The sequence below is a fragment of the Lysobacter sp. Soil_N_23 genome (assembly GCF_057656135.1).
The window spans coordinates 1-15,972 of sequence record NZ_JBDGKY010000015.1; the positions used below are offsets into that span (position 1 = coordinate 1).

Consider the following 15,972-nt stretch of genomic DNA (forward strand, 5'->3'; position numbering starts at 1 on the left):
GAGGGGGTGGGGTGTATTTCGCGAACAGTTAACGGAGCGAAGCGGAGGTTCGCGGAATACACCCCACCTCCTCCCCCTGCACACGACGCACACCCCGCACGCCAAAACAGTTTGCCCCGCTACTGGGCGCGGGCGTACCGGCCAGGCGCCTGGCCGACGTGCCGGCTGAACGCAGTGCTGAAGGTGCTGGCCGAGCTGTAGCCCACGCGTTCGGCGACCTCCGCCAGCCCGAGCGAGCCCACGCGCAGCAGATCCTTGGCGACGGCCATGCGCCAGGCCAGCAGGTACTCCATCGGCGGCAGGCCGACGGTGCGGGTGAAGCGTTCGAAGAATGCCGAGCGCGACAGCGCGGCCTTGCTGGCGAGCTCCGCCATCGTCCACGGGCGGGCAACGTGGCCGTGCATCTGCCGGATTGCCGGGGCCAGCCGCGCATCGGCCAGGCCGCGTAGCAATCCGGGCGGGGCGTCGTCGCCGGAGGTCGAGCGCAACGCCTCGATCAGCAGCACTTCGACCAGGCGTGCCAGCAGCAGGTCGCGTCCCGGCCGATCGTCGCCGGCCTCCTCGCCGACCAGGCGCACCAGCAGCGAGAGCCGCTCGATCCCGCGCACGTGCATCACGGTCGGCAACAACGGCACCAGCAACGATGCATCGGGCGATCCAAACACGAAGTAGCCGCCCAGCAGCCGCACGTCGGGCTTGCCGCCGCGCCTGCCGTGGCGGACCTCGCCGGTCGGCGCAGGCGTCAGCTTCGGGTCGATGTGCACCGGTTGCGCAGGGTCCAGACTCGACATCGTGAAGCCTGGCGTCGCCGGCAACAGCACGAAATCACCGGTCTGGAGCACCAGGTCGGGATGGCCATCGACCGCCAGTCGGCAACGGCCGTCGAGAACGGCACAGAAACTGGGCTGGCCAAAGTCGCTGTAGCGCACCGCCCAGCGCCCGGCGCCGCTGATGCCCTTGGAGAACACCGCGCGCGGCTGCAGCAGCGCGATCACTTCGGAGAGCGGGTCCTGCATGTCTGGACGCTCGCAAATTAAATGCGGACTTCAGATGGTAGAGAGTCCTGAAAGCTTCCGCCATCGTATTCACCGTCAATTCCCCCTCCGACGGACCTTCCATGAAAACGGTACTCATCACCGGCTGCTCCTCAGGCTACGGCCTGGAAACCGCGCGCCACTTCCACGCCCTGGGCTGGAACGTCATCGCCAGCATGCGCACGCCCAGCGAGGACGTGCTGCCGAGATCCGACCGCCTGCGCGTGCTGCAGCTCGACGTCACTCGACCTGACAGCATCGCCGCCGCGATCGGCGGGTGCGGATCGATCGATGTGCTGGTCAACAACGCCGGCATCGGCCTGTTCGGAGCCTTCGAAGCAACGCCGATGACGACCGTGCGCGAGATTTTCGAGACCAACGTCTTTGGCGTGATGGCGGTGACGCAGGCGGTGCTGCCGCAGTTGCGCGAACGCCGGTCGGGTGCGGTGGTGAACGTCACCTCGAGCGCGACACTGGCGCCGATGCCGCTGGTGGCCGCCTACACCGCGAGCAAGACCGCGATCGAAGGCTTCACCGCATCGCTTGCCCTGGAGCTGGCCGAATTCAACGTACGTGCAAAGCTGGTCGAGCCGGGCTACGGGCCGGGCACGCAGTTCTCGGCCAACAGCGGCTCGCGCATGGACGGACTCATTCCCGAAGCGTATGCCGGGTTTGCGCAGCGCACGTTCGCCTCGTTCATGCAGCCGGCGGCGGTAACGCTGCCGACCGATGTGGCCAAGGTGGTGTGGCGTGCCGCCAACGATGAGAGCCGGTCGCTGCGTTTCGCAGCCGGCGCCGACGCGCTGGCGCTGGCGGGTTCGAGGTGACTGAGGGCGAGGACGCCATGTCGTCCGTAATCATGTAGTCCGTAATGATGATCCCTTCACCACCGGGCCGTACGCTGGCGAGGTGCTATCGGCGCAGGTGAAAACGAAGAGGCGTCTGCGTCCGGCATCCGCGGTTGCCGGGCTGCTGGTGGCGTTGCGCGTGGGGCAACTCGTGGCCGGGTCCGGCAGCGAGCCCGACTGCACACAACGGCTGTTGCAGGAACTGGGGTGGCGTTTCGTTGCGGCCGATGTCGCCGCGATCGACATCCGCCCGGGCACGCCCTGCGATCGAGCCAGCCTGGCCGAGGCCATGGCGGCCGGGGACCTCGTCGTGCGGGTTCCCCACAACCTCGATGCCGCCGCCAGGAGCCGCCTCGGCGAGGAATTGCTGGCGCATCCCGCGACCCATTGTGCCTATGCCTTCGCGCTGGGTACGGCGACGCGGCGCGCGGTCGATAGGCTGGTGGCAAACCGCGGCTTCCGCTTCTCGTCCGTGCAGATGGGATGGATTGGATTCGGGCCGACCGGCGCGGCGCATGACGGCTGGAAGGCGATCACGACGTTCGGCCGCGGCTACCAGCCCAGTGGCACGAACTCGCGCGCGATCGAAGCCTTCTACACGGGGCAGGTACGCGGCGAATGCGGCGTCGGCCGCCAGGTTGCACAGTACGCGACGCAGGCCGAGCTCTACGGCATGGATGGATTCGATGCCGAGTTCGCCGCCGACGAGATCGTCATCGGCACGTTCAACCGGCTCAATTCGACGCGCAGCATCCTGGTCGGATCCTCCGCGGGCGACTTCATCCGCGACGGACGCGCCGTGCAGGCGTCGCGGCAGGGACGCCAGGCGTTCATGGGGCTTCCGGGCTTCATCTTCCACGTATTCGATCGCAGCAAGCTGGACGATCTCAACAATCAGGCCGAGAACTTCGTGGTCTATGACCTCAGTGCCGATGCGGCGGTAGCGCTGCGTCAGCATGAAGGACTGGAGTTCTACAACGAACGCAATCGCGAGGTGTGGTCGCTGGCGAGGTCGATCCAGGCACGCAAGCCGCGGCGCTACTTCGAACGCCTCTTGTTCGAGCACGATGCCACGCTGCGTGCGGAGCAGTCTGCAACGACACAGGCCACGCTCGAACAGATCGACTTGCTGCTTGGCGATCCGTTCTATCGCGGCTTCCTGGTCTATGTGCACAAGCAGGGTGTGAAGCCGGCCGGCTTCCATATCGCGCGCCTGCTCGACCGCAATCCGCGTACGCCGTTTCGCATCGAGCTGGCGCTGCACAACCTGCACACGACGTTGTACCAGCGCTATGTCGACTACCGCCTGCGCGAGTGCGAGCGCAGCTCGCCGCAATCATCGCCCTGAATGCTCACGGGGCAGGGCCAAGCGTGGTTTCGATGATCGTGCGCAACGATGCGGCGGGCGCACCTGCTTCTTCGACGATGCCGCGCGCGCACGCCTGCACCCGCGCCTGCCCGCACAGGCCGACGTAGTTGTTCCAGTAGACATCGAGCTCGCGGTCGACCGGGCGCACCGTCACCACCACCGAGTAGACCGTGCGACGCCCCATGTCGTTGTCCGGATCGAGCGTGGCGATCTTCAGGCGGATGCGCGCACCGTTGGTGGCATCGACCGGCACCAGGTCCGTGGACTGGCGCAGTTGCTCGGCGATGGCGTCGACGAACTGCCGGCCGACGGCGTCCACGGCAGAGGCCGAGACATGGACAGTGACGGGAGCCTCTGGCACCGGAACGTCCGCGGCCGGTGGCGGCTCCACCGGTTCTGCGGCGGCAGCAGGTTCAGTGGCAGGTTCGGCGGCTGCCTCCGGCACGACTTCCTGCGCATGAGCCAGCGCCCCGGCGCATACCAGCACGATTCCCGGCAATGACGATCGCAGCATGATGCTTCCCGACGCGGGCCCCTGATGAGGCTAACGTCGTGTGGGTCGATTGCAGGTAATCGCAGCCGCCCTCCCGGCGGCAGGGCCTGCAGGAGGGGGGCAGGAGGGCAGCGTGAGGCAGGCCGTCAGGCGGCCGCGTCGAAGCCTTCGCGGGTGAGATTGGCCGGCGCGCCGTCGGTGCAGGCCACGTCATCCTCGATGCGGATGCCACCGTAGGGCTTGAAGGCCTCCACGCGCGCCCAGTCGATGCTGTCGGCGTGACCGTTGGCCTTCACTTCATCGAGCAGCATGTCGATGAAGTAGATGCCCGGCTCGATCGTGACCACCATGCCCGGCTCCAGCACGCGGGTCAGGCGCAGGTAGGGATGCCCGTCGGGCCTGGCGATCGTGCCGCCGCTGTCGGAGGCGGCGAAGCCGGCGACGTCATGCACCTGCAGGCCGATGCCGTGACCGATGCCGTGCGGGAAGAACGCGCTGCTGACGCCGGTGGCCAGTGCGGCTTCCGGCGACACCTTGATCACGCCGAAGTCCTTGAGGATCCCCGCCAGCGCCAGGTGCGCATCGACATGGATCTGCTTGTAGTCGCTGCCGGCGCGAACCTGGTCGCACATCTTCAGCTGTGCGGCGTCGACGGCGTCGATCATCGCCTGGAACTCGCTGCCGGCATCGAGCGCATGGCTGCGGGTGATGTCGCAGGCATAGCCGTGGTGCGCGGCGCCGGCATCGATCAGGAAGCTGCGCAGGGCGCCGGGCGGAGTCAGGTCGCGGTCGGTGTAGTGCAGCACCGCGCCATGCTCGTTGAGGGCGATGATGTTGTTGTAGGGCAGGTCGTTGGCGTCCTGGCCGGCGGCCTGGCAGTACACCAGGTGGATGCCGAACTCGCTGGCACCGGCGCGGAACGCGCTCTCCGCGGCGCGGTGCGCGCGCACGCCGCGACGGGTTGCCTCGCGCATCATCGCGATCTCGTACGGCGTCTTGTAGGCGCGGTGGTACTCGAGATAGTTCACCACGGGTGCCGGATTGTTGGGCACGAACGCGCCGAGCGCGCTGAGGGGTTCACCGAGGATCGCGCAGCGCGCGGCGTTGCCCGGCAGGTGCTGCAGCGCCTCTTCGGGCTTGCGGATCACGACGATGTCGAAGTGATCGGCCCAGTAGCCGCTCGGAGCCGCCGGTACGACGTGCCAATAGTCGAACGGCTGCAGGAACACCAGCCTGGGCTTCTGCCCCGGCGTCGCCACCAGCCAGCTGCCCGGTGCGCGCGTCAGCGGCAGCCAGGCCTTGAACTGCGGATTGACCGCATACGGATAGTCGCGGTCGTCGAACACCTGGTAATGCGAGGTGCCGCTGGGGATGACCAGGTGGTCGAATCCGCCGCGGGCCAGGGCCTGTTCGGTGCGGCGGTGCAGTTCGGCGAGGTGCTGCGGGTACAACGTGGCAAGCGTGCTCATGCGGATACGGCGAGGGGGCGGAGACCGGCCCATTTTGCCGCATTGGTGCGGCAAGCGGCGTTACCGTGATTGCCCGTTGCCGTCGTCCCGGCCCCCTGCGGGCGCCGCATGAATGCGGCTGCTGCGCAGTTCAGGCCGGGTGACCGTTGCCCGAGTCCAGCCAGTTGCGCAGCTGCTGCAGCTCGCTTTCAAGCATGGTGATGAAGCGGAAGCCGGACCAGGTCTGGCCGGGCGTGCTGGTCTTGTCCTGCCACAGCAGGTGCGCGCCCACTTCGATCGGCGAGGCCTGGTGCGGCGTGCCGCGCAGGTTGAAGCGCAACTGGTACAGCGCATCGTCGACCAGCGGCGCGGTGGCGATCAGCAGCATGCCGCTTTCGGAGAGGTTGCTGAGCTGCCCGATCACGGTGTCGGTCATGGTGTCGACCACCTGCACCGGCTCCTGGATCGAGCGGCGACGGGCGCGGCGGAATTCTTCGTTCATGCGCGATCCTTGCCCTTGCAGGCGTGGCCCTTGCAGGCGTGGCAGGCGTGCCTGGTTGCGGTGATGTCGTGGCCCATCAGGCTTGCGCCTGCTGTGGTGCGGCCGGACCGGAGACGAAATTGCTCAGCGCGCTGACGACCGCGTTCCAGGCCCGGTCGACCAGGCGGCTCTTCTCGACGGTGACGATGCGCGCGCGTCCGCTGGCCATCTGCCGCGCCAGGCTGTCGAGCGACTGCTCGCCGACGCGCTGGCCGCGCTGGTTGACGAACAGTGCGTTGTCGGTGAGCGGGCTGAACCAGGAAAGCCTGCGGCGAATCACCTCGCCCGGCGCGTCGAGGTCGAACTCGAACCACGTGCCGAACGGCAGGGTGCGCAGGTGTTGCCAGCATTCCTGCTCGTGCGGATTGCGCGGCTGCAGGTCCTGCGGCCGCGCCGCCTCGTCCTCGCCCAGTCGCGTGCGTGACTTGAGCTTGAGCGCCAGCTCGGTGCGGGTGGCGGCATCGTCGTTGGCGGCGTGGCCGGTGGTCAGCTGGCGCGAGATCGCGCCGGCATCGTCGACGTGGTAACCGACCTGGGTCAGTGCCTGCTCGATGTCCTCGCCCAGCGGCTCCGGTGCCGGTGCGCGGTTCTCGACGGTATTGGCCGCGATGATCTGGCGGGTGGCCTCGAGCTGGCGCTGCCACTCCTCCGATTCCTCGCCGTGGCGCAGCAGGGTCAGGGTCAGCACGTCGGTCCAGGCCTGGGTGAGCAGGGTATGGACGAACTTCGGCAGCTTCTGCTCGTTCAGCGCCTGGGTGATCGCTTCGGTCGCCTGGTGCTTGGCCAGCACCAGTTTTTCCTTGCCGCGGGCGGCCTCGACGTGGCGACGCTCGGCCACTTCGGCCTTGCGCGCCATCAGGCGCAGGTGTTCCTGCAACTGCTGGTTGGCCGACTCGAACACGCCGTCGTCGCCGTCGTAATGCTCGACGACGTGGTCGACCGCGCGGCGCAGCTGTTCGTTGAGCGCAGGGTCGGCTTCTTCCTTCGGCAACCAGTGCGCGCCGGCTTCGGCGACGGCATTGAGCAGCTGGCGTGCCGGATGCTCCTGGCGCACGAAGAACGCCTGGTCCTGCAGCGCCAGGCGCAACAGCGGCACCTGCAGGCGATTGAGCAGCGAGGAGACCGCCGCGTCGTTGCGAAGCTCGCGTCCGATCTCGTTGTAGAACTGGTCGAGCAGTTCGAACGTGTCGGCGTCCTCGCGCGTCAGCGCGGCAGCTTCGCCACGCTGTTGCCGCGCCTGCGCGAGCAGGGTCTGGCGGACGTCGTTGAGGTTGCGCGGCGGCGTCAGGTGCGCCGGCATCGACTGCAGCCCGGCCAGTGCGCTGGAGACGTCGTGTGCCGAAAGCGTCGGTCGCTGCGGGCCGGTGTCGCCACCGGTGCGCAGCTTGTCCATCAGTTCGCGGCGACCGTTGAGCAGGTTCTGCAGCGAGACGTAGGAGTCGTGGTCGTCGCCATGGTGCGGAACCGGCTGCCCGGGCCAGGCGGTGTGCGGACGTTGCGGATCGAACAGGGGACTGCTGGCGTCGGCGCCGCGACGCGGCACCATCGAATCCTCGCGTTGCCCCCGGACTTGTCCCTCGTCCTGACCTTGTCCCTGACCTTGACCCTGCGCGTGCCCCTGGCGTTGTGCCTTGCCGCGGCTGCGCACCGGCACGAACGACAGGCTCGGCAGCACGTTCTCGCGTGCGAGCAGGGCGTTCATCGTTTCGACCAGTTGCGCGTAGCCGGACATCACGTGCTGGTCGAACACCTTGTACAGGTGCAGCCGGGCCTCGGGCGTGATCTGCAGTGACTGCGTGGCCTCGGCCAGGATCCGGCACAGGTGGTAGGGACCCACGGGCAGGCGATCGGCGTCGAAGGCCGGGGCGCCGCCGAGGACGCCGAAGCGCTGGCCCAGCAGCAGCAGCGGCAGACCCGCGCGTGCTTCGTGGCGAATGGCGATGCTGCGCAGCAGGTTGGCCTCGTCGGCCTCGCCGTCGTCGACCAGGCGCAGGTCGCGGAAGGTCGGCAGGGCTGCGGGTGTTTCCGATGTCGGGGTCGGGTCGCGGACCGTGGTCAGTTCGCCTTCCAGCAGTGCCAGGAAGTGCGGAACCAGGTCGGAGCGGTTGAGCCGCGCAGTGCGCAGGGTTTCAAGGTGGGCGGCCTGCTGCGCCGACGTGCGCGCCTGGTCGGCATGCTTGAACAGCTGCTGCTCGAATTCGCCGAGCATGTGCTCGAGCTGGCGCGCCATTTCATCCGAGACCAGGGCATACAGATGCTCCAGTACCCGGCGAACCCGCTTTGGCAACGCCGCTGACGCCAGCGTAGGCCGAGGGATCGAACTGCCAAGAGGTTCGAACGTTGCGGACATTTAGGGGCACCCTGTGATCGGGACGATCATGCATTGTCCCCCCGCGCCCCGCCAGCCTCCCGCCCCAGCGGTCCCTCAGGGAGCGACCAACTGTTGTAACGGCGTGGGCGGCCGCCAGCGGCCAGCTCGAGCCTGCGTACGGGCGCTCAAGCTACTTGGCGTGGTCGACCATGACGCGTTGCGCCAGGTTCGGACTGTCGGGGTCAGCAATGGTCTCGCTAGCCCCGTCGTCTACCAGGGCGTCATCAACTAGGAACAGCTCGACCACGTCGTTGGTGAAACGCCGCCCGAGCTCGGTCGGACGTACCCGGTCGCCATCGATTTCGAGCCAGCCCTGTGCGCTTGCAGCATCGAGTTGCGCAGCGATCGCGCTGCGCCCCAGGCCGGTGCGGGCTTCGAACGCGGCCAGGCTGAAGCCCTCGACCAGGCGCAGCGCGTTGAGCATGTATTCGAAAGGACGTCGCGCCGGTTCGACGCGGTCGTCGCCGCCGATCGCACCGGCATGTCCGGCCTGGACCAGGTACCGGGTCGGGTGCTTGGTCTTCCAGCGCCGCAGCACGGTCTGTTCGGCGCCCAGCGTCAGCTTGCCGTGCGCGCCGGCGCCGATGCCGAGGTAGTCGCCGTACTGCCAGTAGTTGAGGTTGTGCAGGCACTGCCTGCCCGGTTGCGCATAGGCACTGACTTCGTACTGGGCGTAGCCGGCGGCGGCGAGCAGGGCCTGGCAATGCTCCTGCATGTCCCAGCTGGCGTCGTCGTCGGGGATGCCCTGCGGCGGCCGCGCGGCGAACACGGTGTTCGGCTCCAGGGTCAGCTGGTAGTGGCTGACGTGCGTGGGCTGCAGGGCGAAGGCGCGTTCCAGGTCGTGCTCGGCCATCGCCAGCGTCTGCTGCGGCAGCGCGTACATGAGGTCGAGGTTGAAGTTGTCGAAGCCGGCATCCTGGGCCAGCTTCACCGCCGCCTCCGCCTCGCCGCTGTCGTGGATCCGGCCCAGCCGCTTGAGGCAGCCGTCATCGAAGCTCTGGATGCCGAAGCTCAGGCGATTGACGCCGGCCTGGCGATACAGCTCGAAGCGGCCATGCTCGGCGGTGCCGGGGTTGGTCTCCAGGGTGATCTCGCACCCCGGGACGAAGCGCAGGCGGCTGCTGGCCTGCTGCAGGAAACGATCGATGTGCTCGGGCGGGAACAGGCTCGGCGTGCCGCCGCCGAAGAACACCGAGTGCACGTTGCGGCCCCAGGCCAGCGGCAGGTCGAAGTCGAGGTCGGCCAGCAGCGCGTCGATGTAGGTGTCGAACGGAAGCGCGCCGCGACCCTCGTGCGAATTGAAGTCGCAATAGGGGCACTTGCGCACGCACCAGGGCAGGTGGACATAGAGCGACAGCGGCGGCGTGGTCAGCGACATGGTGCTTTGAGACATCGTGTTCTGTGGCATCGTGCTCAGCGTGTGGCGCCGACCAGCAGTTGTCGCAGCGCGGCCAGTGCGCGGCCGCGGTGGCTGATGCGGTTCTTCAGTTCCGTGTCCAGTTCGGCCGCGCTGTGGCCCTGCTCGGGATCGAGGAACACCGGGTCGTAGCCGAAGCCGCCATCGCCGCGGCGCGCGTGCAGGATGCGTCCGGGCCACGTGCCCTGCGCGATCAGGGGCTGCGAATCCTCGGCGTGGCGCAGCAACACGATCACGGCGTAGAAGTGGGCGCCGCGCTGCTCGTCGGGGACGTCCCTGAGCGCTTCGAGCAGCTTGTCGATGTTGGCGTCGGCGTTGCCATGGACACCAGCGTAACGCGCCGAGTACAGGCCGGGCGCGCCGCCCAGTGCATCCACGCACAGGCCCGAGTCGTCGCCCAGCGCCGGCATGCCGGTTTCGCGCGATGCCTTGCGCGCCTTGAGCAGCGCGTTCTCGACGAAGGTCACGCCGGTTTCGTCGGCGTCGCCGACGCCGAGTTCAGCCTGGGTCACGAACTCGATGCCGCTGCCACCGAGCAGCTCGCGGAACTCGCGCAGCTTGCCGGCGTTGCTGCTGGCGATCACCCATTTCATCGGCAGGGTCATGCTTTCAGTTCCAGCAGGTCCCAGCGATTGCCGTACAGGTCCTCGAACACGGCCACGGTGCCATAGGGTTCGAAGCGCGGCTCCTCGAGGAACTTCACGCCACGCGCGCGCATGGCGGCATGATCGCGAAGGAAATCATCGGTGTGGAGGAAGAAGCCGACGCGGCCGCCGGTCTGGTTGCCGACATGCGCACGCTGGCTGTCGTCGCTGGCCTGGGCCAGCAGCAGGGCAGTCTGCGCGCCCTGCGGGGCCACGCGCACCCAGCGCTTGCCGTCGCCCAGGTCGATGTCATCGAGCAGGGCGAAGCCGAGTGCGCCGATGTAGAAGGCGATGGCTTCGTCGTAGTCGCGCACGACGAGGGTGACGTTGGCGATGGTTTGTTTCATACCAATCCGATATTGGAGAAAGCCCCTCTCCCGCTTGCGGGAGAGGGGTTGGGGTGAGGGCAGCCGCAGCATCAACGCAAGAGCGCCCTCATCCGCCCTTCGGGCACCTTCTCCCGCAAGCGGGAGAAGGGGGACTCAACCCGCCAGGGCTTCGCGCTGCTTCGCCACCAGTTCGGCGATGCCGGCCTCAGCCAGCGCCGTCAGCGCATCGAGCTCCTCGCGACGGAAGGCATGGCCCTCGGCGGTGCCCTGCAGTTCGATGAAGCCGCCGCCATCGTTCATCACCACGTTCATGTCGGTGTCGCAGTCGCTGTCCTCGGCATAGTCGAGGTCGAGCACCGGAACACCGCGGTAGATGCCGACCGACACCGCCGCGACCGCGCCGAAGACCGGGTCGCGGGTGATTTCGCGGCGCGACTGCAGCCAGCGCACGGCATCGACCAGGGCAACGTAGGCCCCGGTGATCGCGGCCGTGCGGGTGCCACCATCGGCCTGCAGCACGTCGCAGTCGAGGGTGATCGTGCGTTCGCCGAGCAGCTTGCGGTCGACGCAGGCACGCAGCGAGCGGCCGATCAGGCGCTGGATCTCGAGGGTCCGGCCGCCCTGCTTGCCACGCGCGGCCTCACGATCGCTGCGGGTATGGGTGGCGCGGGGCAGCATGCCGTACTCGGCGGTGACCCAGCCTTCGCCCTTGCCGCGCAGGAACGCCGGGGCCTTGTTGTCGATGCTGGCGGTGCACAGCACGCGGGTCTCGCCGAAGCTGACCAGGACCGAACCTTCGGCGTGGCGCGTGTAGCCGCGCTCGATGCGGACTTCGCGCATTTGCGCGGGCGCCCGCCCGCTGGGGCGGACCACGGTCGGCGCGGTCTGGCCGGCGGAGGGGGCTTGCGGCGTGCCGGTCGTGGCCATGAGGAGGGTGATTACCGTTATTGGGGCGCGCGAGTTTACCATTCGCACCCTGCCAGCCCTTGGATTCGACGATGATCCGCAGCATGACCGCCTTCGCCAGCGGCGAACGCGTCACCCCGTGGGGCACGCTCGGCTGCGAGCTGCGCTCGGTCAACCACCGTTTCCTCGAGCTGGGCGTGCGCCTGCCCGACGAACTGCGCGCGCTGGAACCGGCGCTGCGCGAGCGCGTCGCCGCCCGGGTCGCCCGCGGCAAGATCGACCTGGCGCTGCGCCTGCGCACCGCCGATGGCGACGGCGCGTTGCAGCTCAACCCCAGCCGGCTGCGCGAACTGAGCGAGCTGGCGCTGGACCTGGAAGCGCGGTTCCCGCGCCTGCAGACCGATCTGACCCAGCTGCTGCAGTTCCCCGGCGTGCTGCAGACCCAGTCCGCCGATCCGGCGGCGCTGCAGGCGCAGGCGCTGGAACTGCTCGAACAGGTGCTCGACGAGTTCATCCGTGCCCGCGAGCGCGAGGGTGCCAAGCTCTCGGCGGTGATCATCGAGCGCGTCGACGGCATCGCCGCGATCGCGGCAGAAGTGCGCACGCTGATGCCGATCATCCGCACCGGCCAGCGCAACAAGCTCGAAGCACGCATGGCCGATCTCGCCCAGCCGCTCGACTCGGGCCGCCTGGAGCAGGAACTGGTGATGTGGCTGCAGAAGCTCGATGTCGATGAGGAGCTCGACCGGCTCGATTCGCATGTCAGCGAAGCCCGCCGCGTGCTCAAGCTCAAGGAAGCGGTCGGACGGCGCCTGGATTTCCTGTTGCAGGAATTCAACCGCGAGGCCAACACCCTTGGCTCCAAGTCGGTCGACGCCCGCAGTTCGGCGGCGGCCGTGGAGCTGAAGGTGCTGATCGACCAGGTCCGCGAGCAGATCCAGAACATCGAATGATCGAAGCCCCTCTCCCGCTCGCGGGAGAGGGGTTGGGGTGAGGGCAGGTGCGCCAGCAGAAGCTGCCCTCATCCGCCCTTCGGGCACCTTCTCCCGCCAGCGGGAGAAGGGAAAAAACAGCAGGATCCAATCACTGATGCGCGGAACCCTTTTCATCGTCGCGGCACCGTCGGGCGCCGGCAAATCCAGCATCGTCAATGCAGTGCTGGCACGCGACCCGAACATCTGCCTGTCGATCTCGTTCACCTCGCGCCAGCCGCGGCCGGGCGAGCGTCATGCCGAGCACTACCACTTCGTCAGCAAGGAAGAGTTTGAAAGCATGGTCGCGGCCGGCGACTTCTTCGAGTCCGCGCTGGTGCATGGCGACTGGAAGGGTTCTGCGCGGCAGTCGGTCGAACCGCAGCTGGCGGCCGGCAAGGACGTGCTGCTGGAGATCGACTGGCAGGGTGCGCGCCAGGTCCGCGCCAAGGTGCCCGATGCGGTCAGCGTGTTCATCCTGCCGCCCTCCCGCAAGGCGCTCGACCAGCGCATGCGCAGCCGCGGCCAGGACAGCGAGGAAGTGATCGCCCAGCGCCTGGCGGCGGCGCGCGAAGAGATGTCGCACTACGGCGAGTTCGACTTCGTCATCGTCAACGAGCTTTTCGACACCGCGGTCGACGAGATGTGCGCGATCTTCATCGCCAGCCGGGTCCGTCGCGACCAGCAGGTGGCGCGCCACTCGCGCCTGATCACGGCGCTGCTGGCCGACGAGTGAGTTTTGCCCCCTCCAGCCTCCGCTGGACGCAGGTGGAGGGGCAAAAGCCGGGCTGCCGTGGACCGCGGGCCTGCTAACTGATTGATTTACAACGATCCGCTTGCTTCGCCCCCGCGGCGCGACTACACTCTGCGGTCCCTTACAAGCCTGTATGGACGGCCCGCCGGCCGCCAGGAGTCCCATGGCCCGCATCACCGTTGAAGATTGCCTGGAAGTGGTCGACAACCGCTTCGAACTCGTCATGATGGCCGCCAAGCGCGCCCGCCAGCTGGCCAATGGCGTTGATCCGCAGCTGGACAACAGCGAAGCCAACGACAAGCCGACCGTGCTGGCGCTGCGCGAAATCGCCGCGCGCCGCATCGACACCGATTACATCGACGCCGTCGAGAAGGCCGAGCGCGAGCGCAAGGAGCGCGAGGCGCTGGAATGGGCCGCCGCTGAAGTGGTTGCCGACGACGACTTGTCCAAGGGCGACGACTGATCCGCCCCTGAGACACGCTCGCGGGCCGGTTTCACCGGTACCGCGAACTGCACGGCCCCGCCTTGGCGGGGCCGTTTGCATATGTGCCCCCCGCCTTGGCGGGGCCGTTTGCATTCCAAGAGGCCGCTGATTGCACAGCGCGCCGCCGCACGCGTAGATTCTCTCCATGAGCCCCGCAGAGTCCGCGATCAGCACGCATCCCGCCGTCGTCCTCGACGACGCGGATGTGCCGGACTATGTGCGCGAGCTGGAAAACGCCGCCGAATACCTGCCCGAGCCGCAGCGCCAGAGCCTGCGCCGGGCCTGGGCGATCGGCGCCGCCGCGCATGCCGGGCAGACCCGCAAATCCGGCGAGCCGTACATCACCCATCCGGTGGCGGTTGCCAAGGTCCTGGCCGACCAGGGCCTGGACGTCGAAACCCTGATCGCGGCGATCCTGCACGACACCATCGAAGACACGCCGCTGACTCGCGACGGCCTGGCCAGCGAGTTCGGCGAAACCGTGGCCGAGCTGGTCGACGGCGTCACCAAGCTCGACAAGCTGCAGTTCCGCGACCGCCAGGAGGCGACCGCGGAAAGCTTCCGCAAGATGCTGCTGGCGATGTCGCGCGACCTGCGCGTGATCCTGATCAAGCTCGCCGACCGCCTGCACAACATGCGCACCCTCGGCGCGCAGGGCATGGAGGCGCGCCACCGCATCGCCCGCGAAACGCTGGAGATCTACGCGCCGATCGCCCAGCGCCTGGGCATGAACCTGATCAAGGCCGAGCTGCAGGACCTGGGCTTCCGTGCGCTGCATCCGTGGCGGCACGCGGTCATCGAGAAGCGCCTGCGCACCCAGCCGGTCGTGCGGCGCGAATCGCTCGTGCAGATCGAGGCGCAGCTGGCGCAGCGCCTGGCCAAGGAGCGGGTTCCGCACCGCCTGGTCAGCCGGGTCAAGTCGCCGTGGAGCATCTACACCAAGATGCGCTCGGAGCACAAAACCTTCGCCCAGGTGATGGACGTGTTCGGCTTCCGCGTCGTCGTGCGCACGGTGCCGGACTGCTATCACGCGCTGGGCGTGGTGCATGCGGCGTACAAGCCGCTGGATTCGCGCTTTCGCGACTTCATCGCGATCCCGAAGGCCAACGGCTACCAGTCGCTGCACACGGTGCTGTTCGGGCCGTATGGCTCGCCGATCGAAGTGCAGATCCGCACCGAGGAAATGGACCTGATCGCCGAGCGCGGCATTGCCGCGCACTGGTCGTACAAGCACGGCGGCGACGGCCCCAGCAGCGCGCAGAGCCGCGCCCACAGTTGGATCGCCAACCTGGTCGAGTCGCAGCGCTCGACCGGTTCGTCGCTGGAGTTCCTGGAGAACGTCAAGGTCGACCTGTTCCCGGACGAGGTTTACCTGTTCACGCCCAAGGGCGACATCATGTCGCTGCCGCGCAACTCGACGGCGCTCGATTTCGCCTACGCCGTGCACACCGATGTCGGCAACCGTGCCGTGGCCGCGCGCGTGGACGGCAAGCTGGTGCCGCTGCGCACGCGCCTGGCCAGCGGCCAGCGCGTGGAGATCATCACCGCCAAGTCGTCCTCGCCGAAGCCGCAGTGGCTGGAGTTCGTCGTCTCCGGCAAGGCGCGCACGTCGATCCGCCAGCAGCTCAAGCAACTCGAGCACGAGGATGCGGTGCAGCTGGGCCATCGCATGCTCGACCGCGCGCTGGAAGCGTTGGGCATCTCGCTCGACCGCGTTCCGGCGGTGCGCATGGAAGCCTACCTGGCTGAGTTCCGCTACCCGCGCCTGGAAGCGCTGCTGGCCGACATCGCCCTGGGCAACCGCATGCCGCAGCAGGTCGCGCAGGCGCTGGCGCGCGAGACGCCGGGCAAGCCGTTGCGATCGAAGGACCTGCCGCTGCAGCCGCTGTCGCAGGACAAGATCCTGATCACCGGCGCCGAGCGCGGCGTGATCAGTTTCGCCAACTGCTGCCTGCCGATTCCCGGCGACGAGATCATGGGTTACCACACCGCCGGCAAGGGCATCGTGGTGCACCGCCTCGATTGCCCGAACGTGGCCGACTACCGCAAGTCGCCCGATCGCTGGGTGCCGATCGGCTGGGACCGCCAGGTCAGCGGCGATTTTGCCGCGGCGCTGCGAATCGAGGTCGACAACCGGCCCGGCTCGCTGGCACAGGTCGCGGCGGCCATCGCCGAAGCCGAATCGAACATCGATCGCGTCGAGTACCTTGACCGCGATGCGAACGTGGCGGTGATGCGTTTTGCGATTGAAGTCAGCGGCCGTCGTCACCTCGCCGACGTCATGCGACGCGTGCGGCGGCTGGGCGTGGTGCTGGGCGTGCAGCGGATGTAGCCGCCTGTTGCTAGCATTGCCCTCTGACTTC

14 protein-coding genes and 1 pseudogene are annotated in these 15,972 nt (G+C 68.0%); 6 read left to right on the plus strand and 9 right to left on the minus strand.

The window, feature by feature from the left end; translation table 11 throughout:
- Positions 1-119: 119 nt before the first annotated feature.
- The gene (locus tag AC3A3X_RS12150; RefSeq protein ID WP_487583286.1) at positions 120-1,016 is read right to left on the minus strand and encodes an AraC family transcriptional regulator; all 897 of its coding nucleotides are present in this window, start codon (positions 1,014-1,016) and stop codon (positions 120-122) included.
- A 101-nt stretch (positions 1,017-1,117) separates the two neighbouring features.
- On the opposite strand from AC3A3X_RS12150, the gene AC3A3X_RS12155 reads away from it, so the two are divergent.
- Complete coding sequence (locus AC3A3X_RS12155; protein ID WP_487583287.1) at positions 1,118-1,861, plus strand: SDR family oxidoreductase; 744 nt, start codon at positions 1,118-1,120, stop codon at positions 1,859-1,861.
- 97 nt (positions 1,862-1,958) lie between these two features.
- Complete coding sequence (locus AC3A3X_RS12160; protein ID WP_487583288.1) at positions 1,959-3,230, plus strand: hypothetical protein; 1,272 nt, start codon at positions 1,959-1,961, stop codon at positions 3,228-3,230.
- A gap of 4 nt (positions 3,231-3,234) precedes the next feature.
- Here the strand turns inward: AC3A3X_RS12160 and AC3A3X_RS12165 are convergent, their stop codons facing one another.
- From AC3A3X_RS12165 to rph, 8 genes and pseudogenes are all read right to left on the minus strand, one after another.
- Complete coding sequence (locus tag AC3A3X_RS12165; protein ID WP_487583289.1) at positions 3,235-3,765, minus strand: hypothetical protein; 531 nt, start codon at positions 3,763-3,765, stop codon at positions 3,235-3,237.
- A gap of 125 nt (positions 3,766-3,890) precedes the next feature.
- On the minus strand, positions 3,891-5,213 hold the full coding sequence (gene pepQ, locus AC3A3X_RS12170; RefSeq protein ID WP_487583290.1) for a Xaa-Pro dipeptidase: 1,323 nt from the start codon (positions 5,211-5,213) through the stop codon (positions 3,891-3,893).
- A gap of 130 nt (positions 5,214-5,343) precedes the next feature.
- Positions 5,344-5,694: a PilZ domain-containing protein gene (locus tag AC3A3X_RS12175; protein ID WP_487583291.1), complete on the minus strand. Its 351-nt coding sequence runs from the start codon at positions 5,692-5,694 to the stop codon at positions 5,344-5,346.
- 76 nt (positions 5,695-5,770) lie between these two features.
- Entirely contained in the window at positions 5,771-8,083 is a 2,313-nt protein-coding gene (locus AC3A3X_RS12180; protein ID WP_487583292.1) for a DUF1631 domain-containing protein, read from the minus strand.
- Between the two features lie 250 nt (positions 8,084-8,333).
- A pseudogene (gene hemW, locus AC3A3X_RS12185) lies at positions 8,334-9,497 on the minus strand (radical SAM family heme chaperone HemW); the annotation flags it as partial.
- A 20-nt stretch (positions 9,498-9,517) separates the two neighbouring features.
- Positions 9,518-10,114 (minus strand): RdgB/HAM1 family non-canonical purine NTP pyrophosphatase, encoded by a 597-nt coding sequence (gene rdgB, locus AC3A3X_RS12190; RefSeq protein WP_487583381.1) that lies wholly within the window; start codon positions 10,112-10,114, stop codon positions 9,518-9,520.
- Between the two features lie 8 nt (positions 10,115-10,122).
- Positions 10,123-10,512, minus strand: a complete 390-nt coding sequence (locus AC3A3X_RS12195) for a VOC family protein (protein WP_487583293.1) — start codon at positions 10,510-10,512, stop codon at positions 10,123-10,125.
- A 135-nt stretch (positions 10,513-10,647) separates the two neighbouring features.
- On the minus strand, positions 10,648-11,421 hold the full coding sequence (gene rph, locus AC3A3X_RS12200; protein ID WP_487583294.1) for a ribonuclease PH: 774 nt from the start codon (positions 11,419-11,421) through the stop codon (positions 10,648-10,650).
- A 71-nt stretch (positions 11,422-11,492) separates the two neighbouring features.
- Here rph and AC3A3X_RS12205 point away from each other — a divergent pair, with 71 nt between their 5' ends.
- From AC3A3X_RS12205 to AC3A3X_RS12220, 4 genes are all read left to right on the plus strand, one after another.
- Positions 11,493-12,353, plus strand: coding sequence for a YicC/YloC family endoribonuclease (locus AC3A3X_RS12205; RefSeq protein WP_487583295.1), 861 nt, complete (start codon positions 11,493-11,495; stop codon positions 12,351-12,353).
- A gap of 136 nt (positions 12,354-12,489) precedes the next feature.
- Positions 12,490-13,107, plus strand: a complete 618-nt coding sequence (gene gmk, locus AC3A3X_RS12210; protein WP_487583296.1) for a guanylate kinase — start codon at positions 12,490-12,492, stop codon at positions 13,105-13,107.
- Between the two features lie 181 nt (positions 13,108-13,288).
- On the plus strand, positions 13,289-13,588 hold the full coding sequence (rpoZ, locus tag AC3A3X_RS12215; RefSeq protein ID WP_158734183.1) for a DNA-directed RNA polymerase subunit omega: 300 nt from the start codon (positions 13,289-13,291) through the stop codon (positions 13,586-13,588).
- 166 nt (positions 13,589-13,754) lie between these two features.
- Positions 13,755-15,941, plus strand: a complete 2,187-nt coding sequence (locus AC3A3X_RS12220; protein WP_487583297.1) for a RelA/SpoT family protein — start codon at positions 13,755-13,757, stop codon at positions 15,939-15,941.
- Positions 15,942-15,972: the final 31 nt, after the last annotated feature.